Genomic DNA, 26,841 nt, shown 5'->3' on the forward strand with positions numbered 1-26,841 from the left:
AAATGGGCAAGACAATAAGAATAAGACTGGCTTTTCAATCTGAAAAGCCAGTCTCGTTTTGGTTCCGAAAAGCCTACTACTTCGTGAATCCTGGCCCAAAATGGACGATGCTAGACCACGAAGTGGCTAGCGAGCTAAAACGCCAATTCCCGACCTGGTTAGAGCTTTACACCAAAAAACCAGCCACCAACGGCGAAACGGCCCAATCGTGATTCTACACGCTTATTTCTCACCTTTTTTTTCTAATCGCAATGAATATCAAAACCAAAATTGCCCTTCACAGCGTAATGCAGAAAGTTTCCAGGGGCATTATTACCGACGATCAGGCAGAAGCAGAATTCAAGAAAATGACCGGCCAGGATCTGAAAGAAGTAATAGACCCATCCGACGAAGAAACGGGAAAGTTTTTGGCCTTTCTGGAAACGGCATACCCAGAGCCGCAGGCCAGCCAGCCGACCGAGCCAGAACAGGACGGGCCGGAAATGGATCCGTCGGAGCAGTCCAGCGACGCGCCAGCGGTACCAGTCGATCAACCGGAGCGCACACGTCAGAGCAAGCCGAAGGAAGAGAAGTAAAGCCGGGCCAGCCGCTTACCCCGGAACAGTTCAAAACCGAGTTTGCCAAGTGCTGCCAGCTGATCGACGAATACAACCGAAAGGCGGCAGACCTGGCAGACCGGATGCATCATCTTCCCGAGGGCCAGGCATTTAAAAAAGAGGTCGCCGAAGTGTTGTACTACGATGATCTGTACCGCAAGCAGCTGGCCCGCCGAAAGTACATCCAAGAAAACAGGATGCTGCCGGAAGACGAACCGGTAAAATCTTTCCGGAAAGATTACCACATCCCTGCCGCAGGGGTAGAGCTGGGCCAGGCCCTGGGGAATCTGTCTAAAAATGTTTCGGTCTGGAAAAAACGCGTAGACGATCCCCGCTACCCGGAAGCCGAGCAAAAACACGCCATGTACGTGGCATTGTACAACGAAGCCAAAACAGCGGCCGCCGCCGAGCGTGCCCGTATCCAAAGTTTAGCAAATGACTCTAATAACCACGATTGACCAGGTACGGGCCGTTATCGGTTCGGCCGTCCGTACGGAAAATACTTTCGAGATTTTAAAACCTTACCTGGCCAAGGCCGAAGGGGAGCTGGTTACCGGCCTGATCGGATCCGCGCAAATGGAGGCGCTGGAAGGTGTGCAACAGGGAAAAACCGCGATCCTTAAAAAGTTGGTCGAAACCGCCATTGTCTGGAACGGGTACCAGGATGCCTGGCACCAGGCGTTCTACCAGTTCACGGGTAGCGGTGTCAATAAGCAGAAGACGGAGAAGGTAGAAAGCCTTTTCAGGTACCAGGAAGACGGCATACAAAAGGACGTTATCAAAAAGGCGGATGAAGCCATAGAGGCCCTAATGACCTTTCTGGAAACGAACCTGGCCGACTTTCCGCTTTACAAGGACTCGCCTGAGTTTTCCCAGAATTTCGGCTACCTGATCAGCACACCTGCCGCCTTGCACCGGGCATTGCCGCAGGTTTCTAGAAGCTACCGGATGTATACCGTGCTACGTGGCTATATGGAAGCGGTCGAGCTGAAAACCGTCAAAACTGTTACCGGCGTGGGGCTTTACATGAACCTGAAAGAGAAGATCCGAACCGGTGAGGCCCTGGACAACAACCACACCGAATTGTTAAGGCTCTGCCAGGAGTATGCAGCCGCCGCCGTTTTGCTGGAAGCTATGCCGTGGATCCGCGTACAGTTTTCGCCGTCCGGCGTCCGCATTTCGTCCGTGTTCAATAACCTGCAAGACGAAACGCCGCTGAAAGACGACCAGGTGGACTGGCTAATGGGAATCCTGAAAATTCGGATTAGCGACGCTAAAACCGCCTTACGTATGTACCTAAACGGTACTGCCGGGCCAGCTGTGTTTCCCGAGTATTACGGTTCCGATCTTTACCGCACGCCGGACAGCCGCAAATGGACAATGCCCGACAATGAAGGGCGCAAACACTTCCGGCTATGAAAAGGGTATTCGTTGAAGAATTGAAGGCTGGCTGCCAGCTTTGTGACAGCTACCAGGATCTGAAAGGGAAAGAAATCATTCCGCTGATCCGAGCCGTTTATCTGCAACCACATAGCCCGGAAGCGAAACTGGCGCTTTTAAAATCGTTGTTTTTTTGCCCGGAACAAGTTTGGGAGCAGCTGCAAAGGCCTGAAAACCGCGCCGAGCTTTGGCGCCTGGTGGGAACGCTAGACTGGATACTGAAAGGGCCGGAATTTCGCCCGGTGGCGTCGGTAAAACTGAAAGGCCGGGAATTCCTGCTACCCGACAGCGATTTGCACCAGCTGGGGACGGCCGAATTTGTGGTGGCCACCGCGCACCTGATCGCCTTTTACAACGCAAAGGAAAAGACGGCAGCACACCTGGCCAAATTTATGGCCACCATTGCCCGGCCGAAACCCGGCGTAATGGAACGCTTTAAATCCGATCAAAAAGCCGATCCGCGCGAGGCTTATGATTCGGCCAAATGCGACGCCCGCGCCCAGCTTTTCGAGAAATGCGACCTGGTTACGATGATCACCACCGCCCAGTGGTTCAACAATGCGGCGAACAGGATGCTGGCGATGTTCGGAATGGTCAGCGGCGACCCGGACGCCGCCCCGATCAGCCAGGGGATATTCGTAAAAGACTGGGAACGGCAGATTATCAAGGTAGCTGAAAGCCCGGTTTTTGGTGGCTACGATCAGGTTATGGCCAGGCCGCTGGCCGACGTGCTGGGTTACATCGAACTAAAAAACGATGAAATCCGCGCCAAAATAGCGGCGAACAGAAACTAATTTTTCAACCCACTGTAAACAATCCCACTAATGAAACGATTGCTTTTTTTGCTTGCCCTGGTGGTAGGCTTGCAGCTGAACGCTTCCGCGCAGCTCAAATTCGCTATTGATTTACCCGACACGCTGGTGGGGAAGAGAATGCTTGAAAATGCCATTAAGCAAGCATTTAAGGACTACGGCAAGCCCACGGATCCGGTAGTGGTTAAGCCCGTCGAGAAAGTAAAGTGTAGCGATATCGGCCAGGGGCCGGATATCAAAGCGGTTACAGGCGTGAGCGCTTCCGGTCTGGATCTCAAATTTCACGGTAACGGGATCGACACTATCCTGGTCGACATTCTTAGCCCAGCTGGCCAGCTGATTAAATCACAGGTGATCGCGCCACGGTCTAGCACGGTATCCGTACCCTTTGGCCAGCTTTTGCCCGCCGGTAATTACCAGTTAAGGTTACAGGGGCAAAGCTGCAAATCGGATGCGCAAAACCAGTCGTTTACAGTTCCCAACAGCGAAACCGGGGGCGGGACCAAACCCGCGCCGGAACCTGGCACGGAGACGCCTGGCCAGGGATCTGGTAACGGATCGGCTAACCCAGCGGCGGTTCTGCCGCTGGTTAACCTTACCCAGGGCATGGATGATCATTTGAACCTGACATTTAGGGACTCTGCCGACGTCCGTATAATGTCCGACATTGCGCCCGACAACCGCGGCGACAAAGGGAAATTTTTGTACCGTTACCTGATCAATGGCCACCAGATCGACACCGACGCCAGGCTGAAAAATTACGTGGTGGCCGGAAATAACCCGCTTCGCGTCCTGGTGGGGAAATTGAACCGTCAGTATAAAAGTGAGGGCTTTAATAAGTGGGCCGGTACGCCGCAAGAAGCCGCCGGGGGCTGGTATAAGACTGACGCGGCCGAACCTTTTAGCTTCAATACCAGCTACGCTTTCCAAACTTTTGTAGCACCGGCAGCACAAGCGGCCACCGGTTTTCTAAACCACGTCCCGCAGAATTACGACCCGTCGAGCCAGCAGGTTTCCTGGGGAACAATTGGCGAGGACATCCAGCTACCGAAGGGCCATTTTTGGGGCGCGTCGTGGTATCCCTGGGGTGTTGAAAAAGTTTTTGCAAAAGGTGTTACGCACCTGGCGCACCATTCGTTACCCTGGGACGCGGCAACAAACGACCAACTGGCAAAAGATCTGAAAGCGGCCGGGAAAACGTTTAGCGATTATCAGCGTATCGAGGCCGTTTTTGGCCGGACTAATAGCGGAAGCCCCGAGCTTTGGCCGAACGGCACCAGTAAGGCTATTTGGCCCACTGCCGACGGCTTACCGGCAGACGAAGCCAGGGAATGGGCCTGGAAAACCGGCGGAGCGTCAGACGCGATTTGGCTTTCGGAAATGTCCGAGAACGTGGGATGGCAGCCAGGCGGCTCTCCGATGTTTTCCGCATTCTATCCCGAGTTGCGCAAGCGCTACGAGCAGAATTTTGGAAGCAAGGGGATCCCGTATGAGATTATCCATAATTATTTCTGGCAGGGTGGAGAAAGCCTGAATAGCGGGCGAAGTGCCGACTATTACAAAGAGCTTTTCCGCAAGGATCCCCAAGACCTGCCACGCACCGAGTTTTCACCAGGCGCCCCGCTTTCGGCTACTACGATGATTGTTGAAGCCGTTTATTTGCCTGCGCCAGATCTGGCCATGAGGCAGCCCACCGAGCTGGCTTTCCGCCTGGAATACTTTAAGCAAATGGGCTACCATGCGGGCGTCGTTCTGTTTGGCCAGGGTGAAACCAGGCCCAACAACCGCTATAAAATCAACTTCCCGGACGGCACCTACTACAAGTCCGACAAATTCCCGCTGGATCCTAACGTACATATCGCTTCCCTGTTTTTTGGCCACGTTTATGGCAACGCGACTTTCGAGTGGGGCGGGTATGGCTGGGCAAATCAAAAGCTTTTCGACGGCAGGCCCGGCCAGCCGCTTTCCGGGGACTGGTTTCCCACCGGATCCACCGAGCCGCGCAACAACGAGTTTAACAAGCTTTGGAACGGATCAGGCGATTTCTACCACGGATTCACCGGCAGCGCGGATTTAACCTACTTCGCGCACCGGCTCTATGCTAAGACCTTCGGCGTAACCGATGGCGGCGACCGCCAGTATTTAACCTACCGGATCGACGGCGGCGCCTGGATCACACCGAGCCAATACAAGGCCGACGAGTTGGTGGATGCTTACAAGCAACAGCGCGGCTTTGCCCTGGCCCAGTCCAGGGACGGGAAAACCGCCTGGTTTTATCACAACAGTTTTGCCGATAATGTGTGGCATACCCTGGAAGTGAAGCTACCGAGCGGCCAGGTGATCACCGAGCGAGTGGCCGGGAACGGGATCCACGCCAAAATTCAATAACATGAACGCCCGGGCCTCCTTTAAAATCGCCGTTACGGTTTTCGTGCTTTTACTGGGCCTGGGCGCCATTGCCCTGGTCTGTGCCTGGGCTTACAAAAAGTATCACCAGGAGAGGGAGCCAATGCCTGCCCAGGTGATCAGTGATAGCCTGAAAGTGTACCGCGAGAAAGCGGCTATTCATTTCGATTCATCACAATTTTATTACCGCAAATATGAAACGCTTACACAGCATAATGATTCTGTCAGCACTGATAGCGCCACTTTCGCTCTCCTGGTCGCTGAGTACAGCGCAAACCTTCGAAGAACTATTGAAGCGGAAATACGTGACAGCATTGCAAGACAGCGCGGTGAAATACGAGCTGATCAAACCCCGCATGGTGACGCTTCAAAAGAGCTTTGGTTTTATCCAGCAGGAAAACCAGGCCCTGAAAAATGAGCGGCGGATTTTGTCCTTTCAACAGGACGCATTAAAAATCAATTTTGAAGCATCGCTGGCCGATCAGCGGAAAAAAAAATATGTGTGGGGCGCGGCAGGTTTTGGCCTGGGCGTCTTGCTTAAACTCATTTTTTAACGCTGACCGATGTTCGAAGAACTTTTTAGACGCCTGGGCGTTCCGCCGGAACACTGGATAGTTTCAATGCTGGCAGGAATGCTGCTAACTATCTACCGAATTTTTGAACCTGAGCAGCCGGTTACACGGCGTAAAACCGTCCGAATACTAATATCCGGTGTAGTGAGCATTCTTTTGGTGCCCGGCATTGCAGTTTTCTACTTCAATATTCAAAACCCGTTCTTTTCGGCTGCACTAACGGGCCTGACGTCCTACTGCTTCGAACCCATTTTGAAAATCGGCCAGGAAAAATTTATCAAACGTGTTTCCAATGAAAACAACTGATTTTTTGAAGCTGGCCGGTATCGCCGTAGCTGTGATATTGTCGGCCGTCCTATTGATCCTGACACTAATGGCCCGATGGGAAGTGCGAAAGAGCGGCCAGGATACCTTCGAGCTACAAACCCTGGGCAAAAACTCACGCGGGGCGTTTGTGCATCGCTGGTTATTGATCATTGTAGCGGGCCTGGGAATCTGCATTGGCCCGTCGATCAGCGGCTATATTCTTACGCTGGCCGCGCTGATCAGTGAGCGCCTTATCATCTACCGGGCTTTCCGTCCCAACGACAAGCTGGGCAAATTTCTAACAAAGCTTAACTGGTAATCATGGAATTGATTTATACCCGACGCTGGCAGGGGAACGCCAGCACTTTGGGCACGCTTTCGGTAGACGGCGCGGCCCACCATTTCATTTTGGAGGATAAAGACCGTGGCCTGGATTCGAAAATGCCGCTAACCGAAATTGCCAAATTGAAGGTAAAGAAGGAAACGGCCATACCTACCGGCCGGTACCAGGTTATTATCGCGCATTCGGCCAGGTTCAAACGTTTGCTGCCGCGCCTGGTGGATGTGCCAGGCTATTCCGGGATTCTGATCCACCCAGGCAATTACATTCGAAATACCGACGGTTGTTTGCTGCCAGGTATCACCAATTTTACCGAGGATAAGGAATATTGCGTTGGACAGAGCAGAACGGCTTTCGAGCGGCTTTTCGAAAAGATCCTGGCAGCTGACAAGCTGGGGCAAAAGATCTGGATCACGATCCAAACAGACTACAAGTAAAAGGGCCGGTTTCGGCCCTTTTGTCTTGGAACGCTTGTTATCTTTGTTCAAAAAATTGCAATATGGAAATATCTTTGCAAGACTTGAACCACTTACGAGTTCTGATAATCATCATGGTTATTTCAGGAATCTTTGGTGGTGTTGTCCACTTTTTGGGCCTTTACACTTCCATTCCAGCGGATGATAAAGCAAAAATTAGCCCCAAGTGGATTTTTTGGAGGAGCGTTTGTAGCGGTGTGGCGGCTACTTTTATTGTGCCACTTTTTCTCCAAATGATCGCTAGCAGCATCATCGTAAACAGCGCAAAAAACTTACACGAATTACTTGTCTTCGTAAGTTTTTGCTTGGTAGCTGCCATAATTGCTCCAAAATTCATCGAGTCTATGGGGGAGCGACTATTGCAACAAATATCTGAACTAGGTAAACAGAGCACGGAACTAACTAGAAAGAGCAAGGAGCTTGACGAAGAAGCTAAGGAAACACAAGCTGCACTGAATGTGCTTGTTGACGCAAGTACTGATCAACCGGTAGCAGAACCAGTTCAAGAGCGGACTCCCGAAACGGTAGAAGTTCCTGAACAAGAAGAGGGCGATGTGGCAAAGCCGAATTCAGTTAACACAATCGGCAAGCAGAAAAATGATCACCACCCAGACAGTGAGCTAAAATGGCCCAAAGAATTACTTCTAGCACACCTCTCAGTGCAGTTTGGTGAATTGGGTGCAAATATTTTATATGAACTTTTCTCAAACAGAACGTATGCATTTCGTTCAGTTACATCGCTTGCAAGGAAGTTTGACGTCCCAGCTCATCACATCGATTCGGAGGTGCTTAGCCTGCAACACGATGGATATGTGGTCACGCGGCGTCGGCATGATGGGACACGAGTGGTGGGACTGGCCCAAAGCGGTTATTTGCTGTTTACAAATACGGCGCCGGCAATAGTAGGAACTAATCGCCAGGCTTAGTCAGATTTCAGGAAATAGATTTATTCCGGTGGTGTAGTGAAATACGCCGAGATCCCGCAAATACTGCACCGTTTGGCTAATATCGGAATGGCCGCATTGTTCTTTCACCAGCATAAGGTCTTTCGTTGCTTTGTAAAGTGCAATTACGCCGGTGTGTTTCCATCCGTAAATGTCATAACCCTGCTTTTCCAGTTCCATTTTTTCCAACACTTTGCGGTGTTTGTCGTAGAAAAAATTATGGCTAACCAGCGTTTTCCCAGGCTTATAGCCGTGAGAAAACAGGTAGAAATGAGGCGGATAATCACGGACATTCCATTCTTTAAAAATTGCCTCGAGACCGGGCGGTATCATTACCGATCGGTGATTTGTTTTTGAGGTGTCGGCATAAATGATAATATGATCGTCCTTTATATCACCAACCTGCATTTTGCGCACTTCCTCCCAGGGCCTGCAAAAGGTGTAATAAATCATGCGGACGAAAAACCATAGTTCGGGCAGCTCCAATTCGTCACATTTGGCCTTGTATTCTGCAACCTGGGCGGTGTTGTAGGCGATGTGCTTGCTCGTTTTGGTTTTGAGATTGAAAAGGGTTTCTGAAATGGGATTAGACGTAAGCTTATAAATCGGCTTGCTATAAATGAAAAACCCGCTGACAAAGCCTTTGTACGTGTTGTAAGTCTTATTGCCCATGTTCAGTGTTTCCAAAGCGTGGGAGCGGAGATCCGCCGCATGCTCGTTACTGAATTCCTGGATATTCAGGTTCATTAACTTATATTCTTCCAGGAAATCCAGAAAATAGTTTGTCCACTTTTCGTAAGTACTGACCGATTGCGGTTTTAGCGTCCGTTTCTTATCGGCCATAAACTGATCGAGGGCTACCACTAACGGCATTTGACCAATTTCACGTAGTTTTTTTACCGGGTCTATATGCCCGCCTGCCTTCAACACTGTATTAATTTCCTCAATCATTTTAAGGGCGCTTTCTTTCCGCTCTTTTTGGGTCGCGCCGGGTACTAACTTTTTCCGCCTTTTTAGTTTTTGATCTTTGTCTGAATACACGTAGTACTGTACGTACCAGGTCGAGTTTTTGGGCCTTTTTAGTTCGGCTGGCTCGAAGGGAAAGACCCTTTCCTGGGATAATTCCAGCTCATATTTCTTTGCTAAAAATTGTCCCGAAATTGTCCCGAGAGCCGTTTTTGAATTTTCAGACATAAAAAAAGTGCGTTTACAGCTCATAAACGCACTTTTTACAATGTGACCAGAAGGAGAGTCGAACTCCTATACCCGAACGGGCACTACCCCCTCAAAGTAGCGTGTCTACCAATTCCACCACCTGGCCGTCAATCGTGATGCAAAAGTAGTATTTAAATGATACAGCGCAAGAGTTGTGCGTCGATTTTTTTGAGGAAATAGGACGTTTTGCGCAAAAAAATCTTCGCATTTGTGCGATTTGGTCGTAGTTTCACGGCGCGAAAACGGGTTAGTGCCCGACAGATCAGCGTGTTCAGCCTTTCGTGCTGCGAAGGCTTCGGGATATTGAAAATTTTAGATTTAGTAATTAGCATAAAAGCCCTGGCATTGATCCAAGGCTTTTTATGTTAATGATCGTTATGTGAAACTCGACGGCCTAGGTCGATAACGGCCGGCCGGCGGGGATGTTGATTCGCTGGCGGTTGTTCGGGAAGCTCGATTTCTTGGCGATAAACTTCGCATTTACATATTCCACCATATCAATTTCACCCGTAATAGTATCTCCTGAGAGTTTTCCGTAGAATGTCATTGTCAGGTTATCGCCGGGTATGCTGAACCGGCTCTGGAAGCGCACCTCGTCGCCATCGATGTTACCGAATAGCTCGCGGGTGTCGAATTCGCCCTTGTGGGTTCCGTACAGGTAGTTGCCGTCCTGTTTTTCGATAATGAAAGTGTGCTTGCTGGTGCTGGTGTAAAATTCTATGCTCACGTCCCAACGCCCGGCGATCTCGGCGGTCGGCGCTTTCATGCTTGCCTCGGCTTTCGGTGCGCTGCGCTTGCGGGTAAGGATCTCATGTACGCGGTCGGCCACAATCTTGTCGTTGCCCGGGCCCATCATGTAGGCGGCGATTGTAATCGAGGTGGTAGGAGGGCCTGATTGTGTGGCTGCCTGACCCCTGCGGAAGCCGGTCCCAACGGCTACGCGCGGCTTGGTGGTTTGCAGCTCATCGGCTACTTCCTGGCCTGTGATATTAAGCTTAGTTGGATCCCAGGTGACTGTCAATGTAGGAGTTGCATTGTCCAACGCGCCTTCCTTAGGCTCGCGAACCTCCAATTGCACACTTGGAATGCCATTCAGTTTCTTGGTGATGGTATCCAGCCAGGAAACCCACATTTTCATTTCAGCCTTGTGGTCGCGTGTAGCCCATGCTTCCACGGCTGCGAGCATACCTATGACTTCTTCACGGCCAACTTTATTATTACGGCAAGGCCCGTGATGCGGTGCGCTGGCCTGCCATGCCGACATCAGGACGTCCTTGCTGCCCAGCATGAGGCCAGCACATTGCGGCCCGCGGATAACTTTACCACCACTGTAAGCGACTACCGATGCACCGGCTTGGAGGTGTATATTGGGGATTGTCAACCGCTCGGCAGCGGCATCAACCAGAAGCGGTACACCTGCCGGTTTAGCAATGTCAGCCACACTTTTTACGCTCCATGGCTCGTCGCCGGGCATCATATAAATCATCGCCGTGCGTGGGGTAATCGCTTTTTTCAGTTCCTCGATGGTCTCGACGGTAATAATTTTTACGCCCACATTGCGGATCGCGTGATCATACACGTTGCGCGAGGAGCGGGGGATAATCACCTCCGTTTTTTCAAAACCTTCCAGATTGGGAATACGGATCAGTTTTTCGGGATTGCCGCCGGCGATGATGCCCGCCGTAACCTCGTTCATACCCGCTGCGCAGCCTGAGGATACCATGCCCCATTCAGCACCGGTGATTTCGGCCAGGCGCTGGCCCACACCAAATGCAAGCTCGTCGATCTGTACATTATACTGGCATGCGTATTCCATCGCCTGACGCACTTCCGGCAGTTCGATGGAAGCGCCGATAATGGTGAATGTCCCCCGGCAGTTGATGATCGGCTCCACACCGATCGACTGATAGATTTGCGGTCCAGGCTTCAACGGGCCTGGCGCCGACACAGCTGCCGAAGCCTTTTGAAACCATTTCGGTTTACTGCTCTCGGCAAAGGCGGCCGACGTGCTCAGAACGCCTCCTGCGAGCGGGATCATGGTGAGCTCTTTGAGAATTTCTCTGCGTTTCATTGGTGTTAAGGTATTTGGGGGTTTTAATGGTTAAAGGGCGTTGTCAGGATATTGGCCGGACATAGTCAGGTGTTGTCAGACACTGTCAGGTGATGTTGTAAGGATGCCTGATCCGTTTTGAAATACCCTTTTTCTTGAATAAATATCTTCCTGCACAATTACCTGGGGCCTGCTCCCTGGCCCGGGCCGGCGGCCGGACGAGGCAAGTTGACAGGCTCCACCCGTGCATTGAGCGTATACACGATATTGCCGCTGCGGATCGTCGCTTCGGTTTCGATACGCTTTTTACCGGTGATTTTGCCATCGCGGGCATAGTAGCCGAAGCTGCCGTCGCGCAGGTTCAGTATAGCGATGTCGGCGGGCGATCCGACAGAGAGGTTACCAAGTTCTTCGCGGTGAATTTCCTGCGCGGGGTTCCACGTGCTTGCTTTGATCACGCTTTTGAAATCCATACCCATGGCCATAAACATCGACATAATATTATTCATGTCTTTCATTGCAGAGTTCATGCTGCTGGTATGCAGGTCGGTACTGATGGAATTAGGGTAGAAGCCCTGCTTGATCGCCGGCTGCCCCTGGGAGAACAGGAAGCTCGCCCCACCAAAGCCTACGTCGAAAATTACCCCTCGTTTTTGTGCTTCGATTGCATAGGGTTTCACTTTATTGGTTGAAACGTCGACGATAGACTCGCGGCCACGTCCGCTGTTATTGCTGTTGCCGCCAAAACAGTGCGTGTAAATGTCGCCTTTGCGGAATTTTTTCAAATACAACTCTTCCAAAGGTAAAACCGGGTTTGCGCTCCCGAAATCGACCATAATGGGAATGTTGGCAAGCTTGCCTGCTTCCAATGCGCGGTCAGTTGGTGTCCAGTCGTGGCCTACGAAATGTGCCAGTTTTACGCCCACAATGTCGTCGGGATACTTTTGGGCCATTTCGGCTGTGGCTTTGGCGTCCATTTCATCGAGGCTATTCTCAAACTTTCCGCCTGCCATGCCTTCGCCCACGATGTTGAGAAATGCCAGCACGCGCGTTTTGGAGAGGTCGATGGTTTGTTTTTTGAAGGTTTCAAAGGTTTTCCAACCAGAGCTTCCCGCGTCCACAACCGTAGTAACCCCCGAACGGAAAGTAAAACCATCGGCGGGCAGGCCGTTCGGACCGTTGCGATAAGTGCCTTTGAGATCCGTACCCCAGAAAAAGTGCACGTGAATGTCGATCAGCCCGGGGGTAACGTAAAGGCCCTTGGCATCCACGACCTGCACTGCGAGCGCCGGATCGATGTTTTTGGCGACTACGGCGATCTTGCCGTCTTCACCGCCCGGCGTGCCTTCTACGGCTACGTCCATGATCGCGTCGACGTTGTTTTTGGGATCGATTACATGCCCGCCTTTAATCACGATGCTGTATTTCTTTTCCTGTGACCGCGCCGGTTGGCACAGCATACAAAGCACCGCTAAGGCTGTAAGGTGGAAAACGCTCATAATATTAAGGGTTTAGGATAGATAAATGCTTCTGTACAATGCTATTGCAAACAGGCTGCATATATGGTGAGGACACTTATTTGATGTCAAAACCCCCATCATGGGTCTGTAAATATTTTCAATGGGCCAGACACGCTGACAAAAGCAGCGACGGCGCCTATTTTACGCTGGTAACCAGCTCAAAGCGTCGTATTTTTTTCGTCGCAGGTAGAATTGACCAATGGATCGTTTTTTGGGTTACAAGGGCGTCGTGAACCTGCTAGGGCAAGAAAAGGCGGCGCGTCTGTCCTGTTTCCGGCATCCCGTTTGTAATGGGGTTAGTTGAAACAGTATTTACCTCAAAAACAGACTATCATGGGAAAGCTCATTGCCTACAATTTCACGACGCTCAATGGCTACTTTAAGGGGCCGGACAACGATATCAGCTGGCACCGGCACGACGAGGAAGAAAGTGGATTCGCCTCCGAAAATCTCGAAGCGAAAGCCACGCTGCTGTTCGGCAGGGTAACCTACGAAATGATGGCAAGCTTCTGGCCGACGCCTATGGCCATCGAAAACATGCCGGAAGTGGCCAAAGGGATGAATGAATCGGAAAAGATCGTCTTTTCGACCAGCCTTGAAAGCGCCGACTGGGAAAACACCACAATCGTCAAAGACGGTCTGGTAGAAGCCGTTCGAAAATTAAAAGCAATCCCCGGCAAAGTCATGACCATTCTGGGCAGTGGCAGCATCATAGCCCAACTCGCCGAAGCCCGCCTGATCGACGAGTACCAGTTTATGATCGATCCCGTTGCGATCGGCGAAGGCACGCCGTCATTCCAGGGACTGACACGGAAGCTGGACCTGAAACTGATTAATCACCGCGTGTTTAAAAGCGGGGTGGTGTTGCTAAGTTATGAGATGATTTAAACCTGACGAACCATGGAAGAATACCTGATTCTAATGCGCCTTGATCTTTTGACAAAAGACGCGCAGCCTTCCCCTGAGCAAATGCAGGAATATATGAAGCAATATCACAGCTGGGTTAGCAGCATTGTGGCGGAAGGAAAGTTTGCGGGTGGAAAGGGACTTTCAACAGAGGGGAAAGTACTTAAACCCAACCATGTGGTAACGGACGGGCCCTATGCGGAGACGAAGGAGTCGCTGGCGGGTTTTATTGTGATCCGCGCGGAGAGTTTCGATGACGCCGTGCGGCTGGCAGGGCAATGTCCGATCCTGAACGGCGAAGGCAACAGCGTGGAGGTGCGGAAAATTGTTTCGGTGCATGAACACTGACCCGCTGATCCCGCATTTGTTCAGAACAGAGTACCGGAAGATTGTTTCTGTGCTTTGCAGGCATTTCGGGTTCCGGGAAATAGAGCTGGCAGAGGACATTGCGAGCGACACGTTTCTTGTGGCAACACAGGCATGGGGTATCGAGGGACTGCCTCCTAATCCCGCCGGCTGGTTATACAATACGGCAAAAAATAAGGCGAAAAACTATCTGCACCGGCAGTCGATTTATGAGGAGAAGGTTTTGCCACAGATCCTGACTGAGGCCGGCACGGATTCTGCCTTCCATGTCGAGCTGACCCAGGAGAGCATTACCGATAGCCAGTTGCAGATGTTGTTTGCTGTGTGCCATCCGGCTATATCGGAAGAGTCGCAGGTAGGATTAGCGCTGCGGATACTTTGCGGTTTTGGCATTCAGGAGATTGCAGACGCGTTTCTGACAACGAAAGATGTGATCAATAAGCGGCTGACCAGAGCAAAGGAGCGGCTCCGGGAGGCTAACATTTGTATTGAAATGCCCGCTCGGGCCGATATCGACATGCGACTGGAATCCGTGCTGACCACTATTTACCTGCTCTTTAATGAGGGGTACTACTCGGTCAGCCAGGATCATACACTTCGGAAGGATGTTTGTATGGAAGCGATGAGGCTCTGTACGATGCTGCTTGAAAACAATGCGACGAACAGGCCCCAGGTCAATGCGCTGATGGCCATGATGTGTTTTCATGCCTCGCGGTTTGACGCGCGCATCGACGCATCAGGCGCGCTGGTGTTGTACGATGAACAGGACCCTGACTTGTGGAACGCCGATCTGATTGGCAATGGGGGCGCTTTTCTGCAATCCGCGGCAAAGGGCGATCGGGTGTCGCGGTACCATATGGAAGCCGGTATTGCATACTGGCATACCCGGAAAGAGGATAGCCCCGAGAAATGGAGTAGCATCGTATATTACTACGATCAGCTGCTAAAACTCCACTATTCCCCGGTAGCGGCGCTCAACCGGGCATTTGCGGTGTCCAAATGGAAAGGGAAAGCGGAAGCAATTCGCGAAACAGAGGCTCTGGCGCTCGAAGACAGCCATTTTTATTTTGCACTACTGGGGGAGCTCTATGACGGAATCGATCCTGAAAAGGCGTTGGCAAACCTGCAAAACGCTTTACGGTTGGCAAGGACCGCAGCGGATCAGCAGGCGATTCGCAAGCGGATTATGGCGTTGTCCTAGTCTTGGTAAGAGTGGATGTTAAATAATAAATCGTGCTCGTTCCCTGAATAGTACGCCTACTTTTTAGACACTTTCACAATACGTTTTTTGAGTACCCGCTGATAAAGCAGGTTATTCAGCCAGATAAAAATAAATACGCCGAGGATAATAAACACCGCATTCAGTTTGTAAGAAAAGCCTACGAATTTTTCCTTACCGTCGAGTGAAAGCTCGAAACGGAGCCAGGAACGCTCGACAGTTGTTGTAATGCGATCGAACGGAAGCGCTTCATCATAAATGATTTTGGTGATGAAATGGCCGGTGGTATCCATATAACCATACTTATCATCGATGCGGATCATAGAGATGCCGTGATTGTAATAGGAGGCAAAATCATATTTTAACGGGGTCCGCACTTTACCAGATTTGTCAATATGCCCGAACTTGCCATTGATTGCGACGGCAGAACGGTTTTCAGCAGTGAAACCGGTGGCCTCGTCATACAAATGTTGGATATGCAGTTTGCCGGTTTTATCGATACAGCCCCATTTCCCATTCTTTTTAACCCAAAACAAACCATTGGTAGGTTTGCGGGTGTCGGTGTATTCAAAGGGAACAATGAGATCGCCGGTGAATGGGCTGATATAACCATACTTATCGCCATATTGCACGCGCTCCATTCCCTGGCCGGAATATTTATATTCGGGGTCGATGTCGTTGAGCGATACCGGTACTTTCAACATCATATTTTTATCGATAATGCCGAATTTGCCCTGGTACTTGAAGTGGTAAATGAATTTTGAGGCTTTGATTTCCTTTTCTATAAAGCGGCTGAAATTGAAGTTTAATGTAAAGAAATCCATCGGCCTTTTTATCCACCATAACACATCTTCTTTTGTGTCCTGGTTGCAAAGGAAATCGATGTCCGAATCCTTAATGAGGTAATCATTGACATAGTGCTGTATCGGTATTCTGTAAATCTCTTTTCCGGTCAGGTCGATGTAGGAAAGTCCGTAATGTTTGCCCGCCGGGTATATAACCCAGGTTTTACCATCGCGGAACCGGTCGGTGGAGGTGTATTTGGGTTCGATCACCACTTTTCCCCGCTTGTCGAGAAAACCGTGCAGGCCATGTCCTTCCGGGCTGAGCTCCATGGGCACGAATTCGGCAACTCCTTCGGCAAAGTCGCCGATATCCCGGTATGCGTGCGTGAGCTTCCGGCCATCTTTGTCGGTAATGAATGTCTCGTAAGAACGGCAGGGAATGCGTACCTTCTTGACAACGTAGATGTCGTCATATTGCCGATAGTCATGGTATTCTTTCAGCCAGGTTTTGCTGGTCGCAGGCTTTGTCTGAGCCGCAGCCCAGGCCGATTGCAACAGGAAGAACAGGAGTGTAAGATGATAAAAAGTCGGTCGAAGCATTCAAAAAACGCAGGTTTCAGGTTAGTCGGGGCCATTGCATTATATTGTCGGCATGGCCTGGAACGCGGCAGGCATTCAATTTCAATCTGCAAAAAACAAAAACTTGCCAGGATAATCGATTTTCCACCGGGTAATTATTTGAGAAATTAGCTTTAAATTCAGTACCCCGATGCGTGCCTGGCATCCATCGGGAACCGCTTTTTAACCTGGAACTTACCGAACAACCATGTCGCTGGCCCGGAACGAACAATTTTATTCGCGTTTGCCTGCCAACCATATTTCGCTCGGCGAACTGCTTACGGAAGATCATCTCTTCTACAATGTGCCCGAGTCGTGGCACGTGGTCATTACCGACATTCGTAATTCGACGGGTGCTGTTGCCGGCGGAATGCATGAAACGGTCAATTTCATCGCGACGGGCAGTATTGTGAGTGTGCTCAACATTGCATTCAAGGCAGGCATCACCGTTCCGTTCTTTTTCGGCGGCGACGGCGCGACGTTTATCGTTCCGCCTCTGATCGCAGACCAGGCTATGCGCGCGCTGGCTGTTTTCCGGAATAATACCAAAGAGAACTTCGGGCTAGACCTGCGTATCGGGATTGTTGCGGTCACTGAAATTTATGCCAAGAATTTCGAGCTCAAACTAAGTAAACTGAGAGTGTCCGGCGCATTTTCGATTCCGGTAATACTCGGCGACGGGTTGTATTGTGCCGAAAAACTGGTGAAAAACGAAGCATATCGGTTCGACTATGATCCGAAGCCGGAAGACGAGCTCGACCTGGGCGGTATGCAATGCCGCTGGGATAAGATCGGCCCACCCGAAATGGATCAGGAAGTGGTAACGCTGCTGGTGTGCGCCCCTGCAGGAAAGAATCAGGCGGCATTATTTGCCAGGGTAATGGAATATGTCGATGGCATCTACGGCCCCTTTCCGCGGCGGCAGCCTATCTCAGTACCCAGGCTGATTTGGAGAACCACATTCAAAAAAATGGAAATGGAAATGCTCGTCAGGAAGGGCAGCACGAGCATTCTGGGCCTTGCCGCCTCGTGGATTGCGTGGCTTTTCGGTTACGTATATTTCCGCACGTCACACGGCAAGAATTACCTCAATAGTCTGGTAGAAATGTCGGATACGCTGGTGATCGACGGAAAGATTAACACCGTGATCACCGGCACGCCGCAGCAGCGCGAACAGCTTCAAAATGCCCTTGACGGCATGGAAGCAACACGCGAGATCCTTTACGGGCTACATGTAAGCAGCGAATCTGTCATGTCGTGCTACGTCCATGACCTCAAAGACGGCCACATCCATTTCGTCGATGGAGCGGAAGGAGGCTATACCAAAGCGGCGGGTATGCTGAAACTAAAGTTGCGCAATGCCGAAGCTTAGAGGTATTATGACGGTCCGACCGGCAGCATATTCTGGACGTCCACGGGGAAGCTGTCGTATTTCTGATACAATTTCAGGTATTTCGACGCATCGATCACCGGCTCGGTCAATATCGATTTGAGCCCGCGGAAAAATCCCTCCCGTTGCTGGCCAGGATTGAAGATCAGGTTAATCACCACGTCGCCTGCGGATTGATTGGAAAACCCGTGCGGGGTCATGCGCGGGACGTACACGACCGCGCCCTCGTGGGCGAGGATGGGGCCATCGGTCAGCTCGATCGTCAGGGTGCCTTTGCGGACGATAAATGTCTCATCCATAAACCGGTGGTAATGCATTCTGGCGCCGATCGTTGAGGGCGAGAGCTTGATTTCGTAAATGCCCAGCTGGTCGTTGGAAAGGTCGCTGGTCACCTTTAAAGTAACACTGTTCCCACCCAGTGCAAGTACTTCACCCTCGCCCGGGGCGAACATAACGGCTTTGTTTTCAAGGGTATCGGAGAGAAAATCGGCTTCGCTTTTCATAGCATCTGTCATTGTTTTGTTTTGAACAGGACAAATGTCGGGTCCGCCAAACCTGAAAGCATTTACAAATGTTGAGACTTTGAAAAATTACATTTCCGCACGGATGCGGCTGAGCTGGGTAGGGGTAATGCCGAGGTAGGAGGCTATTTCGTGCTGTTTGAGCCGCGGTTCCAGATTAGGATATTCTTTCAGAAAATTGACATAACGCGTTTTAGCATTGTCGTACCGGAATGAGATTTCCAGCGGCTCTTTTTCGATGATCCAATGCAGCTCCATGTACCGGATATAGAATGCGGCAAGATCGCGATGCTTTTCAGTAAGCGATTTGAAATCATAGAAATTGTATTCCAATGTTTCCGTTGGTTCGAGCGCTTTGATCGCGAAAATGCTGGGAGAGCGCGTCAGCATGGCTGGCAGCGAACCGGCAAAATGGTTTTCCGGGAAGAACTTTTTGACAACCATATCCCCGTCCGGCGAGGCATAATATTGCGAAAGAAGCCCCTTGACGACGAATGCGATGTTTTTCGGCATTTGTCCTTCCTGCAAAAAATAATCGCCTTTCGCATATGAATGCGGCCGAAGCAGCTTCAACAGATCCTCCATCGCTTCTTCCGAAAGCGTGCCATAAGTCTTGAACTTCGCACGGAGCTGTTCCATTGTTTTGAGCAATTTTGGCGGAAATATAAGGCTGCGCGACTGATTTCAGGAATAGATCTTTAATAAAACTGCGACCATGACTATCCGGTACAAAATCCAGGTTCCCGTTAGCAAAAAACCTATTCCCATTAATTTACATCTGCGCAAATGTTTTCTTATCATCAGGGCCGTAATCACTAAAAAGCAAATCCCGGACGTGTACCAGCCGAGCTCGAACCAAACGCAAATCATCGTACAAACCAGAAAAAGCAGCGAGCCGCCAAGTGAAATCGTCATCAGATTGCCCAGGTAGTCCCACGTTTTATGTTTTTGGTACAAAAGGATTACAGCAGCTTGAAACAAAATATGTCCGGCGCCCAACATCAGCTCCGGCGCAATGACGCTTTGAGCGGTGCGGCCACTGATCAGCCATGGATGAGCACCCAGCGTCAACGACGTAACCAGCCAGGCAAATACCAGCCAAGCGATGCGATACTTGATATGAAAGAAAGGCTGATATCCAAAATCACTTTCAGAAACCGGCGCCGGGACGATCACACGGCGGTTGTAGGAGATGAATGCATAGGTTTTACGCGCCATCCACAGGAACGGTTTCCAGCGAAACAATGGCGCTAACGCAGGCACTGCATTCCCGCACACTTTCAACAAACTCTCTACGCCGTAAGTTACCTCGCCCGTCGCCTTGTTCACGAGTGCGATTTCGTTGACGGCCCGCTGCCAATCCAGGCTGGGGCAGGCTGCGCCGGTGTATTGCTGATATGCCTCCCGACCATCAACGTCGAGCAGGCCACTCCGGACAAATGCGCTGGTGTAAAGCTTGCACATCGGACATTCGGAGTCGTAAAGGATGATGTGGTTGTGTAGTGTTTTCATTTGTATAGTATATTTTGAACTTTCAAAAAAAATGAAAGTTTAATTCAAAAAAATATTATTTGAACAATTTGAAAATACCTCCCCAAAACCAACTTTCTTCCGCGCCGAGCATCGTTTCAAGGGTTTTGTCGACGTTTTTCGCCAGTGTGTTGATGTCTGTGACCGACTTGTTAAACGTGCTGAATTCTGGGTCGTCGGCGTCGCCGGTGACCTTCGACAGTTCGTCGAGGACCTTGATAACCGGTTCCAGTTCGCGTTTACGGCGTTCTTTGGCTACTTGTTTAGCGATATTCCAGACATCCTTGTCGGCAAAGAAATATTCCTTGCGCTCGCCCGGCTTGTGTTGTTTTTCGATCAACCCCCAGCCGATTAGGTCGCGCAGGGTCATATTAGCGTTACCGCGGGAAATACTCAGCGTCTCCATGATCTGCTCGGTCGTAAGGGGGTCGGGTGAAATCAGGAGCAATGCGTGGACCTGGGCCATGGTGCGGTTAATGCCCCATTCCGAGCCCAATTTGCCCCATGATTCGATAAATTTCCGTTTCGCTTCTTCGAGTTCCATGCTTCAAAGATAATAATGTATTTAAACTTTCAAAACTTTTCGAAAGTTTAAATAGTAGAGTGGTTTTGACGCCGCATTTTCAGTCGCTGGGAGTAAATCTGGCATGCATTTGACTTGTAAAGCGGGCAGGAGCTATGCTGCCGATTATAACTCCAAATCCGATTTGCCATGAAACGTATCATCATAAGCAGCCTCGCGGGGGTTGTGCTACTATTTACTTTTAATGCCTCCAAACCGCGTGAGCCTCGCGCAGAAGCCGCGGTGAAGGTGGTGGAGGCTTTTCCAAAACTGCATTTCGATTATCCCGTGGATCTCACGCATGCGAACGACGGTACGAACCGCCTTTTTGTGCTTGAACAAGAAGGCACAATCCGGGTTTTTGAAAACGCGGTCTCTGCTTCGTCATCAAAAGTATTTCTCGATATCAAAAAGTTGGTCAGCTATGGTGGCGAGGCGGGGCTATTAGGCCTTGCTTTTCATCTCGATTACAAGACGAACGGCTATTTTTTTCTGAATTACACGACAAAAGTTTCCGGTAAGCTGGAAACGGCCATTGTCCGATATCAGGTGAGCGCCAATGATCCGGACCGTGCAGACCCGGGCAGTGCTACCATACTTTTTACGTTTGATCAACCTTACGATAACCACAATGGGGGCGCTGTCAAATTCGGAAAAGACGGTTACCTCTACGTTTCGACCGGAGACGGCGGAAGCTGGGGCGATCCGAGCAACAACGGCCAGAACAAAAGTGCATGGCTGGGCAAAATACTGAGGGTGGATGTGAACAGTAAAACGAAAGGGAACTATGGAATTCCGGCCGATAACCCATTTGCAGGGAACAAGGAAGGGTTCAGGGAAGAAATATATGCCTATGGCCTTCGTAACCCATGGCGGATCAGTTTCGATGATCTTACCAACACGCTTTGGGCGGGCGATGTGGGGCAAAATAAACGGGAGGAAATCGATATCATCGTGAAAGGCGGCAACTATGGCTGGCGTTTAAAGGAAAGTATCGATTGCTACAATCCCAAGCGTGATTGCGGAGCCGAAGGGCTCATTGATCCCGTGCTCGACCTGCCGCAAGCCAACGGCGAGCATTCCATCACCGGAGGATTTGTGTATCGTGGAAAAGCGGTACCGGCGCTGGAAGGGAAATATGTGTTCGGTGACTATGTGAGCGGACGCCTTTTTGCGCTGGAAACCAAAGATGGCAAAGCGGTGCAAAACAGCATTATTGCCGAAGGGGTAGGGCAAATATCCGCCTTCGGCACCGATCAGTCGAATGAACTTTATATCTGCAATTACACGACCGGCAAGATCATGAAACTGGCAAAGCCCTGAGGATTAGGTTGCTGCTGAAATCGATTTAGAATCGTTGCCCTCGCCTGATTCGGTGTGAATATTTAACATATTCGAAAGGTTTCGCATTTTATCAATGCAGTCAGCTACGGCATTCCTGCGCCGCAAATTTTTTTAAATATCATTTTATTATTATTTTCCATCGCTATTGTTATAAATAATTGCAGTCGTTTTCAACGCTATGGAAACCTTGATCGTTTTCGCTCTCTATTTATATTCACAATTATGGTTCGACGTGCACAAAAGCCAGTATTATGCGCTGGAAGAGAGCCGTTTTTTTGCCTTGTCAAAATCGAATGAAATGATCCGCCTGCAAAATCCGGATACGTTATTTCTGGACGCGGCTATCTTTCATGCGAGTAACGAAGTAAGGAAAAAACACGGTTTGCCGGCATTTCAATATGACCCTGGTTTATATCTGGCATCATCGGGGCATGCCACTTCGATGGTTTACCGCATGTTTTTTAACCATACTAATCCATACAGCCCGTACGAACGCACAGCTCAGCGCCGGGTGGAATTGTATACCAAGAGATTTAAACGCATCGCCGAAAACATCGGCAAATATCAAACAGTTGTAAGTGGTGATTTCATGATCGCCAGATGGAACCGCCGCCAGAATCGATATGAATTTTTTAACGAAAGCGATAATCAACCCTGTTATCCGTTTACTTATGCAGGTTACGCAAGGTTTGTAGTGGAGCAATGGATGGCTTCAACGCCCCACCGGAATAACCTGATGAACCCCGCATATACCTACCTGGGCTGCGCTGCAAGGCTATCGCCCGAACCCTATCTGCATAAAAAAGCACCTTACGCGAGCCTGGTCCAGAACTTCGGCGGAGAGCGTTGAGTCCCTTCCTTCTTTCAAATAAAACCACAATTATATTAAGGAATGCAACACCGATAAATAAAAAGGTGTCCGTCTAATTAGACAGATAAGCTCGCTAATCCTATTGATAGTGTGATAAATAGCGTGGTCTTAACAAATTGGCTTTAAAATTGACTTTACTTCTGGTAGGTTTAGTCAGCTTTTTGTTTGCTAACTTTAATGTTTTTTGACTTCTATTCTGTTGCCTTTACGGGCTTCAAACGGAAGCCCTAATTGCCCCCACTCAATGATAGAAAATTTTACCCGATCAGGAAAGAAAGTTGCGAAAACCACCGAACGCATTTTTGGGTTAGACCTGATGCGTGCCATATCGATTCTGATGGTTTTCCTTTCCCATTCGATGCCATTGAATCCTCTCAATAATTATTTTCCGTTCGGTTGGCTGGGGCTTGGTGTGGAAGCTTTTTTTGTGCTGAGCGGCTTCCTTATCGGCCGTATTATATTACGAACGGTACTGCAACCCGGCATTAGCTGGGAGGCGGTTAAAGTTTTTTGGGTAAACCGGTGGCTGCGGACTTTACCCGCTTATTTACTCGCACTTGCGATTTATTATTGCTTTTATTCCGATATGCGCAACATTATTTTCTATGTGTTTTTTGCGCAAAATCTGCTTACTCCCGCTCAGGGTTTTTTCCCGCATTCGTGGAGTCTCGCGGTCGAAGAATGGTTTTATCTGACTTTCCCATTGATATTACTTGCCGTCGCGGGCATCTTAGGAAACCGCGGAAGCCGCTACCGCATTTACCTGGTTACGATTGCCATATTTGTCGCCACCGGGCTTTTTACAAAGTCTGTCTACCACTGGATGTACCACCAGGACCTGTTTACCCATTTGTTAAGCAAAAAAGTGCTGATGCCCAGCTGGAAGACTTTTGTTCCGCCTACGGGTGATTGGGACAGCATGCGCAAGATGGTCATGTTCCGGATCGATGCGATTGCTTACGGTTGCCTCATCGCCTATGTTCTCGAAAGCGTCCATCTGTCGTACAAAGTCCGGGTATGGCTCTTTGCAGTGAGCGGAATGCTGCTGTTGCTGTGCTTTGAGATTATCCAGCATACGATCGCAGGCAGCAAGATCAATTACTTTGTGGATGTGCTGTTGCTTCCGGTGTTTTGTCTCACTTTCGCGTTGATGTTGCCTTTCGCAGTTTCATGCCCGCGGCCGGGCAATGCGTTGGTGAAAGTCGTTACGAGCATCAGTCAGACTTCTTATTCTTTCTATCTGATGCATTTCCTGGTCCTGGATTTTGTCATTAAGTGGTACGAGAAAAATACCCCGGCTGTTTCGGGATTGCAATGGCTTGTATTTTCAGGGACATATATTTTTATCTATTTAATAGCTTATTTAATGTACAAATTCGTAGAATTGCCGTTTATGAATTACAGAAAGAAACTATTTCCGAATTCTGTGCACGTAAGCAGGTCATGAAACAAATTTTTACACTACTATTAGTTCTTACTACGGTTTTTTCTTGCGGACAAAAAAATACTCCCCAGCCATTGCCCGACGACCCGGATGATGGCGTGGATACCGGGTGTAGTACCTGTCCCGGAAGTGGTTTTTCTCAACTCGATTCTACTCCTATTCCCATCGCCGACCGCGATATCAGAAGCATTTTCTTTAAGGACGGACAGGCAGGTAACCTTCCGGATCTGTCTCCTTACAAATACCGTAACCGGCTGGATTTCTACAATTTCCTCAGAGCTCATTCGAAAGACTACGATAACAACCTGATGGTCTATATCGGTCGCCGCGATACGACCGAATTTTGTTTCCGGATGGGGCAATACAATGCCGATACGAGGCTGCCGATCATGTCGGCCTCGAAAGCGGTGACGGCGGCGGTGATCATGAGCATTGTGGAATCTGGCAAATTGGCGCTCGATGACAAGGTCAGTAAGTACGTTCCTTCCTTCAACAACGAGAAAAAGGACATCACATTAAGGCAGCTGATGTCCCATACTTCGGGTATTTTGGTCGAATCGCGGTTTGACAGTCGCAGCGACCTCACTCTGGCGCAGAATGTCGATAGTATCGCCCTCCGCACGCAGTTGCTTTTCACGCCGGGCAAGCAAGCCCAATACGGAAGCGTCGCCTATGCGGTAGTTGCGCGCGTGGCCGAGGTCGTTGAAAAGAAAACCTGGGCGCAGATCTTCCAGGAGCGGATCGGGTCCAAATGCGGAATGAAGGACGTTGTTTACAGCCCCGGCCATCCCCTGAACCCCGAGCCGGGCTACGGTATCGAGTGCTCGATGAACGAGTATCTGCGTTTTCTGACAATGATCTACAACAAGGGGACTTACAATGGCGTGCGGGTTTTAAAGCCGGAATCGATCGCCATCATGGAGCAAGACAATAGTAATAAGGTCGATCCGACCTACGGTCTGGGGCTTTTCCGGTACGAAATCCAGAACGGGGTATCTACCGAAGTTGCCTGCCTGAGCGCCCGTGGCGTCCACGCATGGGTAAACCGGTCGAAAAACTTTTATGGCCTGATTTTCACCCAGGCAGGTTTCGAGAAAACGATATTGACCAACCTGGCGTTCCGGGACCTGGTGAGAAGAAAGATGTGATGTTTGAGGAACTTCAAAAGCATTTTGGCAAGCTGATATCGCTTACACCCGGGGAATTCGCGCATGTCAGCTCGCATTTTACCAGCCGCAAATTTCGAAAACACCAGTTTCTTGTTCAGCAGGGCTCGCCTGTCAGCAACGACTTTTTTGTCGTGAAAGGCCTTCTGAAATCCTCGTTCGTGAACGAGCAAGGGAAAGAACATATCCTTCAACTGGCGATGGAAGACTGGTGGATATCTGACTATCAGGCTTATTTCAACCAAACCGACGCTACACTTGACATTACCTGTGTAGAAGATGTGGAAGTGCTTTGCCTGTCTCTGGCTAACAGGGAAAAGCTTTGCAGTGAATTTCACCAGATCGAGCATTTTTTCAGGAAGAAGTCAAATGCGGGCTATGTTGCCCTGCAAAGACGTATTCTTTCGTTTATGAATAATAGTGCTGCCGAGCGCTACCACGAATTGCTGCAAATGTATCCGGCCCTTGCCCAACGCTTGCCGAAAACGTTACTTGCCGCTTATCTCGGCGTATCCCGCGAAACGCTAAGCCGCCTCTCTTCCTAGTGTGACATACATCACACCAAACTCGTGATGTAGTTCCTGTCGCTTCCGGCGCCATGGCTGCAATTTTGCATTGTTAAAACAATTCAAAAAAACATGGCAAACGCTTTGGTAAAACTCGCGATCGCTGCCACTGTAATGACTTCTTACGGTGAGGCGATGGCCCAGACAGGACAAAAAATGGACAAGAAAATTCTCTTTGTGGTAACCAGCCACGACACAAAAGGTAACACCGGAGAGCCTACGGGCTATTATCTCAGCGAAGTATCGCACCCGTGGGAGGTTCTCAGCGACGCAGGGTATGAAATCGATTTTGTAAGCCCGAAAGGGGGCAAGGCGCCCGTCGACGGATTTGATCTGACAGACCCCGTTAACAAGAAATTCTGGGAAAACGAGGTCGCTCGCAATAAGGTGGAGCACACCCTGTCACCGGAGGCGGTAAATCCGAAAGGCTACGCTGCGATTTTCTATGCCGGTGGCCACGGGGCAATGTGGGACCTGGCCGACGACGAGAGACTCGCGGCTATCGCAGCCCGCATTTACGAGCAAAATGGCGTTGTGGCGGCTGTCTGCCATGGCCCGGCGGGTTTGGTTAACATCAGGCTTTCCGATGGTAGTTATCTGGTCAACGGAAAGAAAATCAATGCTTTTACCAACGAAGAGGAAGCCGCAGTGGCAATGGAGAAAGTCGTGCCCTTTGCCCTTGAATCGAAACTGATCGAACGCGGTGCAAAATTCGAAAAATCGGCGCCCTGGCAAACACACGTCGTCACCGACCAGCGGCTGATCACCGGCCAGAATCCACAGTCGGCGAAAGCTGTCGGGGCGGCAATCCTGGCGGTTCTTGGAGAATAGGAGCTAAAAGACGGAAAGTTTGCCGATATCCGCGCAGTGGAATTG

Annotated in this window: 30 protein-coding genes and 1 tRNA gene; 21 read left to right on the top strand and 10 right to left on the bottom strand. The window is 50.1% G+C overall.

Features of this window, described 5'->3' with window-relative positions; translation table 11 throughout:
* The first annotated feature begins 2 nt into the window (after positions 1-2).
* The 6 genes from AAHB90_RS15370 (at position 3) to AAHB90_RS15395 (ending at position 5,236) form a co-directional block, all read left to right on the top strand.
* Positions 3-212 carry a hypothetical protein gene (locus AAHB90_RS15370; protein WP_342086096.1) on the top strand — a complete coding sequence of 70 codons (210 nt, stop codon included), beginning with the start codon at positions 3-5 and terminating at the stop codon, positions 210-212.
* A 39-nt stretch (positions 213-251) separates the two neighbouring features.
* Positions 252-575 carry a hypothetical protein gene (locus AAHB90_RS15375; RefSeq protein WP_342086097.1) on the top strand — a complete coding sequence of 108 codons (324 nt, stop codon included), beginning with the start codon at positions 252-254 and terminating at the stop codon, positions 573-575.
* Positions 576-679: 104 nt separating this feature from the next.
* Positions 680-1,054: a hypothetical protein gene (locus tag AAHB90_RS15380; protein ID WP_342086098.1), complete on the top strand. Its 375-nt coding sequence runs from the start codon at positions 680-682 to the stop codon at positions 1,052-1,054.
* The gene (locus AAHB90_RS15385; RefSeq protein ID WP_342086099.1) at positions 1,032-2,015 is read left to right on the top strand and encodes a DUF6712 family protein; all 984 of its coding nucleotides are present in this window, start codon (positions 1,032-1,034) and stop codon (positions 2,013-2,015) included. Before AAHB90_RS15380 ends, AAHB90_RS15385 begins: the two co-directional genes overlap by 23 nt.
* The gene (locus AAHB90_RS15390) at positions 2,012-2,830 is read left to right on the top strand and encodes a hypothetical protein (RefSeq protein WP_342086100.1); all 819 of its coding nucleotides are present in this window, start codon (positions 2,012-2,014) and stop codon (positions 2,828-2,830) included. Before AAHB90_RS15385 ends, AAHB90_RS15390 begins: the two co-directional genes overlap by 4 nt.
* 30 nt (positions 2,831-2,860) lie before the next feature.
* Entirely contained in the window at positions 2,861-5,236 is a 2,376-nt protein-coding gene (locus tag AAHB90_RS15395) for a hypothetical protein (protein ID WP_342086101.1), read from the top strand.
* A gap of 49 nt (positions 5,237-5,285) precedes the next feature.
* Here AAHB90_RS15395 and AAHB90_RS15400 read toward each other — a convergent pair whose 3' ends face one another.
* Positions 5,286-5,417 carry a hypothetical protein gene (locus AAHB90_RS15400; RefSeq protein ID WP_342086102.1) on the bottom strand — a complete coding sequence of 44 codons (132 nt, stop codon included), beginning with the start codon at positions 5,415-5,417 and terminating at the stop codon, positions 5,286-5,288.
* Positions 5,418-5,469: 52 nt separating this feature from the next.
* On the opposite strand from AAHB90_RS15400, the gene AAHB90_RS15405 reads away from it, so the two are divergent.
* The 5 genes from AAHB90_RS15405 (at position 5,470) to AAHB90_RS15425 (ending at position 7,874) form a co-directional block, all read left to right on the top strand.
* Positions 5,470-5,808 carry a hypothetical protein gene (locus AAHB90_RS15405; RefSeq protein ID WP_342086103.1) on the top strand — a complete coding sequence of 113 codons (339 nt, stop codon included), beginning with the start codon at positions 5,470-5,472 and terminating at the stop codon, positions 5,806-5,808.
* A gap of 9 nt (positions 5,809-5,817) precedes the next feature.
* Positions 5,818-6,132, top strand: coding sequence for a hypothetical protein (locus tag AAHB90_RS15410; protein ID WP_342086104.1), 315 nt, complete (start codon positions 5,818-5,820; stop codon positions 6,130-6,132).
* Positions 6,119-6,451, top strand: coding sequence for a hypothetical protein (locus tag AAHB90_RS15415; protein ID WP_342086105.1), 333 nt, complete (start codon positions 6,119-6,121; stop codon positions 6,449-6,451). Before AAHB90_RS15410 ends, AAHB90_RS15415 begins: the two co-directional genes overlap by 14 nt.
* Before the next feature lie 2 nt (positions 6,452-6,453).
* Positions 6,454-6,909: a DUF5675 family protein gene (locus tag AAHB90_RS15420; protein WP_342086106.1), complete on the top strand. Its 456-nt coding sequence runs from the start codon at positions 6,454-6,456 to the stop codon at positions 6,907-6,909.
* Positions 6,910-6,971: 62 nt separating this feature from the next.
* Entirely contained in the window at positions 6,972-7,874 is a 903-nt protein-coding gene (locus tag AAHB90_RS15425; protein ID WP_342086107.1) for a YEATS-associated helix-containing protein, read from the top strand.
* On the opposite strand, the gene AAHB90_RS15430 is transcribed toward AAHB90_RS15425, so the two are convergent.
* The 4 genes from AAHB90_RS15430 to AAHB90_RS15445 form a co-directional block, all read right to left on the bottom strand.
* A complete protein-coding gene (locus tag AAHB90_RS15430) occupies positions 7,875-9,086 on the bottom strand; it encodes a tyrosine-type recombinase/integrase (protein WP_342086108.1) in 1,212 nt (403 codons plus the stop codon).
* 43 nt (positions 9,087-9,129) lie between these two features.
* Positions 9,130-9,213, bottom strand: a tRNA-Leu gene (locus AAHB90_RS15435).
* 288 nt (positions 9,214-9,501) lie between these two features.
* Positions 9,502-11,178, bottom strand: a complete 1,677-nt coding sequence (locus AAHB90_RS15440) for a selenocysteine synthase (protein ID WP_342086109.1) — start codon at positions 11,176-11,178, stop codon at positions 9,502-9,504.
* Positions 11,179-11,336: 158 nt separating this feature from the next.
* On the bottom strand, positions 11,337-12,656 hold the full coding sequence (locus tag AAHB90_RS15445) for an amidohydrolase/deacetylase family metallohydrolase (RefSeq protein WP_342086110.1): 1,320 nt from the start codon (positions 12,654-12,656) through the stop codon (positions 11,337-11,339).
* 354 nt (positions 12,657-13,010) lie between these two features.
* Between AAHB90_RS15445 and AAHB90_RS15450 the strand changes: the two genes are divergently transcribed.
* Genes AAHB90_RS15450 through AAHB90_RS15460 form a run of 3 tightly spaced genes read left to right on the top strand, consistent with a single transcriptional unit; the run spans position 13,011 to position 15,150 of the window.
* On the top strand, positions 13,011-13,565 hold the full coding sequence (locus AAHB90_RS15450) for a dihydrofolate reductase family protein (RefSeq protein WP_342086111.1): 555 nt from the start codon (positions 13,011-13,013) through the stop codon (positions 13,563-13,565).
* A 12-nt stretch (positions 13,566-13,577) separates the two neighbouring features.
* Positions 13,578-13,931 carry a YciI family protein gene (locus AAHB90_RS15455; protein WP_342086112.1) on the top strand — a complete coding sequence of 118 codons (354 nt, stop codon included), beginning with the start codon at positions 13,578-13,580 and terminating at the stop codon, positions 13,929-13,931.
* Positions 13,921-15,150, top strand: a complete 1,230-nt coding sequence (locus tag AAHB90_RS15460) for an RNA polymerase sigma factor (protein ID WP_342086113.1) — start codon at positions 13,921-13,923, stop codon at positions 15,148-15,150. Before AAHB90_RS15455 ends, AAHB90_RS15460 begins: the two co-directional genes overlap by 11 nt.
* 56 nt (positions 15,151-15,206) lie before the next feature.
* Here AAHB90_RS15460 and AAHB90_RS15465 read toward each other — a convergent pair whose 3' ends face one another.
* Positions 15,207-16,553 (bottom strand): WG repeat-containing protein, encoded by a 1,347-nt coding sequence (locus tag AAHB90_RS15465; protein ID WP_342086114.1) that lies wholly within the window; start codon positions 16,551-16,553, stop codon positions 15,207-15,209.
* Between the two features lie 226 nt (positions 16,554-16,779).
* On the opposite strand from AAHB90_RS15465, the gene AAHB90_RS15470 reads away from it, so the two are divergent.
* Positions 16,780-17,943, top strand: coding sequence for a DUF3095 domain-containing protein (locus tag AAHB90_RS15470; protein WP_342086115.1), 1,164 nt, complete (start codon positions 16,780-16,782; stop codon positions 17,941-17,943).
* A 5-nt stretch (positions 17,944-17,948) separates the two neighbouring features.
* Here AAHB90_RS15470 and AAHB90_RS15475 read toward each other — a convergent pair whose 3' ends face one another.
* From AAHB90_RS15475 to AAHB90_RS15490, 4 genes are all read right to left on the bottom strand, one after another.
* Positions 17,949-18,464 (bottom strand): cupin domain-containing protein, encoded by a 516-nt coding sequence (locus tag AAHB90_RS15475; RefSeq protein ID WP_342086116.1) that lies wholly within the window; start codon positions 18,462-18,464, stop codon positions 17,949-17,951.
* An 87-nt stretch (positions 18,465-18,551) separates the two neighbouring features.
* Positions 18,552-19,121, bottom strand: coding sequence for a Crp/Fnr family transcriptional regulator (locus AAHB90_RS15480; RefSeq protein ID WP_342086117.1), 570 nt, complete (start codon positions 19,119-19,121; stop codon positions 18,552-18,554).
* 45 nt (positions 19,122-19,166) lie between these two features.
* The gene (locus AAHB90_RS15485; RefSeq protein ID WP_342086118.1) at positions 19,167-19,994 is read right to left on the bottom strand and encodes a hypothetical protein; all 828 of its coding nucleotides are present in this window, start codon (positions 19,992-19,994) and stop codon (positions 19,167-19,169) included.
* Between the two features lie 55 nt (positions 19,995-20,049).
* Complete coding sequence (locus AAHB90_RS15490; RefSeq protein ID WP_342086119.1) at positions 20,050-20,556, bottom strand: GbsR/MarR family transcriptional regulator; 507 nt, start codon at positions 20,554-20,556, stop codon at positions 20,050-20,052.
* A 168-nt stretch (positions 20,557-20,724) separates the two neighbouring features.
* Here AAHB90_RS15490 and AAHB90_RS15495 point away from each other — a divergent pair, with 168 nt between their 5' ends.
* From AAHB90_RS15495 to AAHB90_RS15520, 6 genes are all read left to right on the top strand, one after another.
* Positions 20,725-21,897 carry a PQQ-dependent sugar dehydrogenase gene (locus AAHB90_RS15495; RefSeq protein ID WP_342086120.1) on the top strand — a complete coding sequence of 391 codons (1,173 nt, stop codon included), beginning with the start codon at positions 20,725-20,727 and terminating at the stop codon, positions 21,895-21,897.
* 199 nt (positions 21,898-22,096) lie between these two features.
* Entirely contained in the window at positions 22,097-22,768 is a 672-nt protein-coding gene (locus AAHB90_RS15500; protein WP_342086121.1) for a CAP domain-containing protein, read from the top strand.
* Positions 22,769-23,033: 265 nt separating this feature from the next.
* Positions 23,034-24,236 carry an acyltransferase family protein gene (locus AAHB90_RS15505; protein WP_342086122.1) on the top strand — a complete coding sequence of 401 codons (1,203 nt, stop codon included), beginning with the start codon at positions 23,034-23,036 and terminating at the stop codon, positions 24,234-24,236.
* Positions 24,233-25,381, top strand: a complete 1,149-nt coding sequence (locus AAHB90_RS15510) for a serine hydrolase domain-containing protein (RefSeq protein ID WP_342086123.1) — start codon at positions 24,233-24,235, stop codon at positions 25,379-25,381. The genes AAHB90_RS15505 and AAHB90_RS15510 overlap by 4 nt, the downstream gene beginning before the upstream one ends.
* Entirely contained in the window at positions 25,381-25,944 is a 564-nt protein-coding gene (locus AAHB90_RS15515; protein ID WP_342086124.1) for a Crp/Fnr family transcriptional regulator, read from the top strand. Before AAHB90_RS15510 ends, AAHB90_RS15515 begins: the two co-directional genes overlap by 1 nt.
* A 93-nt stretch (positions 25,945-26,037) precedes the next feature.
* The gene (locus AAHB90_RS15520) at positions 26,038-26,796 is read left to right on the top strand and encodes a type 1 glutamine amidotransferase domain-containing protein (RefSeq protein WP_342086125.1); all 759 of its coding nucleotides are present in this window, start codon (positions 26,038-26,040) and stop codon (positions 26,794-26,796) included.
* Positions 26,797-26,841 lie beyond the last annotated feature (45 nt).

Origin of the sequence: Dyadobacter sp. OTU695 (assembly GCF_038440355.1) — a bacterium.
In the GTDB taxonomy this organism is placed as follows: domain Bacteria; phylum Bacteroidota; class Bacteroidia; order Cytophagales; family Spirosomataceae; genus Dyadobacter.

Coding starts and splice junctions, on each gene's coding strand:
- AAHB90_RS15455 (WP_342086112.1), top strand. CDS start 13,578: ATGGAAGAATACCTGATTCTAATGCGCCTTGATCTTTTGACAAAAGAC.
- AAHB90_RS15440 (WP_342086109.1), bottom strand. CDS start 11,178: ATGAAACGCAGAGAAATTCTCAAAGAGCTCACCATGATCCCGCTCGCA.
- AAHB90_RS15495 (WP_342086120.1), top strand. CDS start 20,725: ATGAAACGTATCATCATAAGCAGCCTCGCGGGGGTTGTGCTACTATTT.
- AAHB90_RS15385 (WP_342086099.1), top strand. CDS start 1,032: ATGACTCTAATAACCACGATTGACCAGGTACGGGCCGTTATCGGTTCG.
- AAHB90_RS15410 (WP_342086104.1), top strand. CDS start 5,818: ATGTTCGAAGAACTTTTTAGACGCCTGGGCGTTCCGCCGGAACACTGG.
- AAHB90_RS15500 (WP_342086121.1), top strand. CDS start 22,097: ATGGAAACCTTGATCGTTTTCGCTCTCTATTTATATTCACAATTATGG.
- AAHB90_RS15425 (WP_342086107.1), top strand. CDS start 6,972: ATGGAAATATCTTTGCAAGACTTGAACCACTTACGAGTTCTGATAATC.
- AAHB90_RS15375 (WP_342086097.1), top strand. CDS start 252: ATGAATATCAAAACCAAAATTGCCCTTCACAGCGTAATGCAGAAAGTT.
- AAHB90_RS15445 (WP_342086110.1), bottom strand. CDS start 12,656: ATGAGCGTTTTCCACCTTACAGCCTTAGCGGTGCTTTGTATGCTGTGC.
- AAHB90_RS15370 (WP_342086096.1), top strand. CDS start 3: ATGGGCAAGACAATAAGAATAAGACTGGCTTTTCAATCTGAAAAGCCA.
- AAHB90_RS15420 (WP_342086106.1), top strand. CDS start 6,454: ATGGAATTGATTTATACCCGACGCTGGCAGGGGAACGCCAGCACTTTG.
- AAHB90_RS15505 (WP_342086122.1), top strand. CDS start 23,034: ATGATAGAAAATTTTACCCGATCAGGAAAGAAAGTTGCGAAAACCACC.
- AAHB90_RS15475 (WP_342086116.1), bottom strand. CDS start 18,464: ATGAAAAGCGAAGCCGATTTTCTCTCCGATACCCTTGAAAACAAAGCC.
- AAHB90_RS15510 (WP_342086123.1), top strand. CDS start 24,233: ATGAAACAAATTTTTACACTACTATTAGTTCTTACTACGGTTTTTTCT.
- AAHB90_RS15465 (WP_342086114.1), bottom strand. CDS start 16,553: ATGCTTCGACCGACTTTTTATCATCTTACACTCCTGTTCTTCCTGTTG.
- AAHB90_RS15400 (WP_342086102.1), bottom strand. CDS start 5,417: ATGAATAGCCGCTTTCTCGCGGTACACTTTCAGGCTATCACTGATCAC.
- AAHB90_RS15515 (WP_342086124.1), top strand. CDS start 25,381: ATGTTTGAGGAACTTCAAAAGCATTTTGGCAAGCTGATATCGCTTACA.
- AAHB90_RS15490 (WP_342086119.1), bottom strand. CDS start 20,556: ATGGAACTCGAAGAAGCGAAACGGAAATTTATCGAATCATGGGGCAAA.
- AAHB90_RS15415 (WP_342086105.1), top strand. CDS start 6,119: ATGAAAACAACTGATTTTTTGAAGCTGGCCGGTATCGCCGTAGCTGTG.
- AAHB90_RS15480 (WP_342086117.1), bottom strand. CDS start 19,121: ATGGAACAGCTCCGTGCGAAGTTCAAGACTTATGGCACGCTTTCGGAA.
- AAHB90_RS15520 (WP_342086125.1), top strand. CDS start 26,038: ATGGCAAACGCTTTGGTAAAACTCGCGATCGCTGCCACTGTAATGACT.
- AAHB90_RS15450 (WP_342086111.1), top strand. CDS start 13,011: ATGGGAAAGCTCATTGCCTACAATTTCACGACGCTCAATGGCTACTTT.
- AAHB90_RS15430 (WP_342086108.1), bottom strand. CDS start 9,086: ATGTCTGAAAATTCAAAAACGGCTCTCGGGACAATTTCGGGACAATTT.
- AAHB90_RS15485 (WP_342086118.1), bottom strand. CDS start 19,994: ATGAAAACACTACACAACCACATCATCCTTTACGACTCCGAATGTCCG.
- AAHB90_RS15390 (WP_342086100.1), top strand. CDS start 2,012: ATGAAAAGGGTATTCGTTGAAGAATTGAAGGCTGGCTGCCAGCTTTGT.
- AAHB90_RS15405 (WP_342086103.1), top strand. CDS start 5,470: ATGATTCTGTCAGCACTGATAGCGCCACTTTCGCTCTCCTGGTCGCTG.
- AAHB90_RS15380 (WP_342086098.1), top strand. CDS start 680: ATGCATCATCTTCCCGAGGGCCAGGCATTTAAAAAAGAGGTCGCCGAA.
- AAHB90_RS15470 (WP_342086115.1), top strand. CDS start 16,780: ATGTCGCTGGCCCGGAACGAACAATTTTATTCGCGTTTGCCTGCCAAC.
- AAHB90_RS15395 (WP_342086101.1), top strand. CDS start 2,861: ATGAAACGATTGCTTTTTTTGCTTGCCCTGGTGGTAGGCTTGCAGCTG.
- AAHB90_RS15460 (WP_342086113.1), top strand. CDS start 13,921: ATGAACACTGACCCGCTGATCCCGCATTTGTTCAGAACAGAGTACCGG.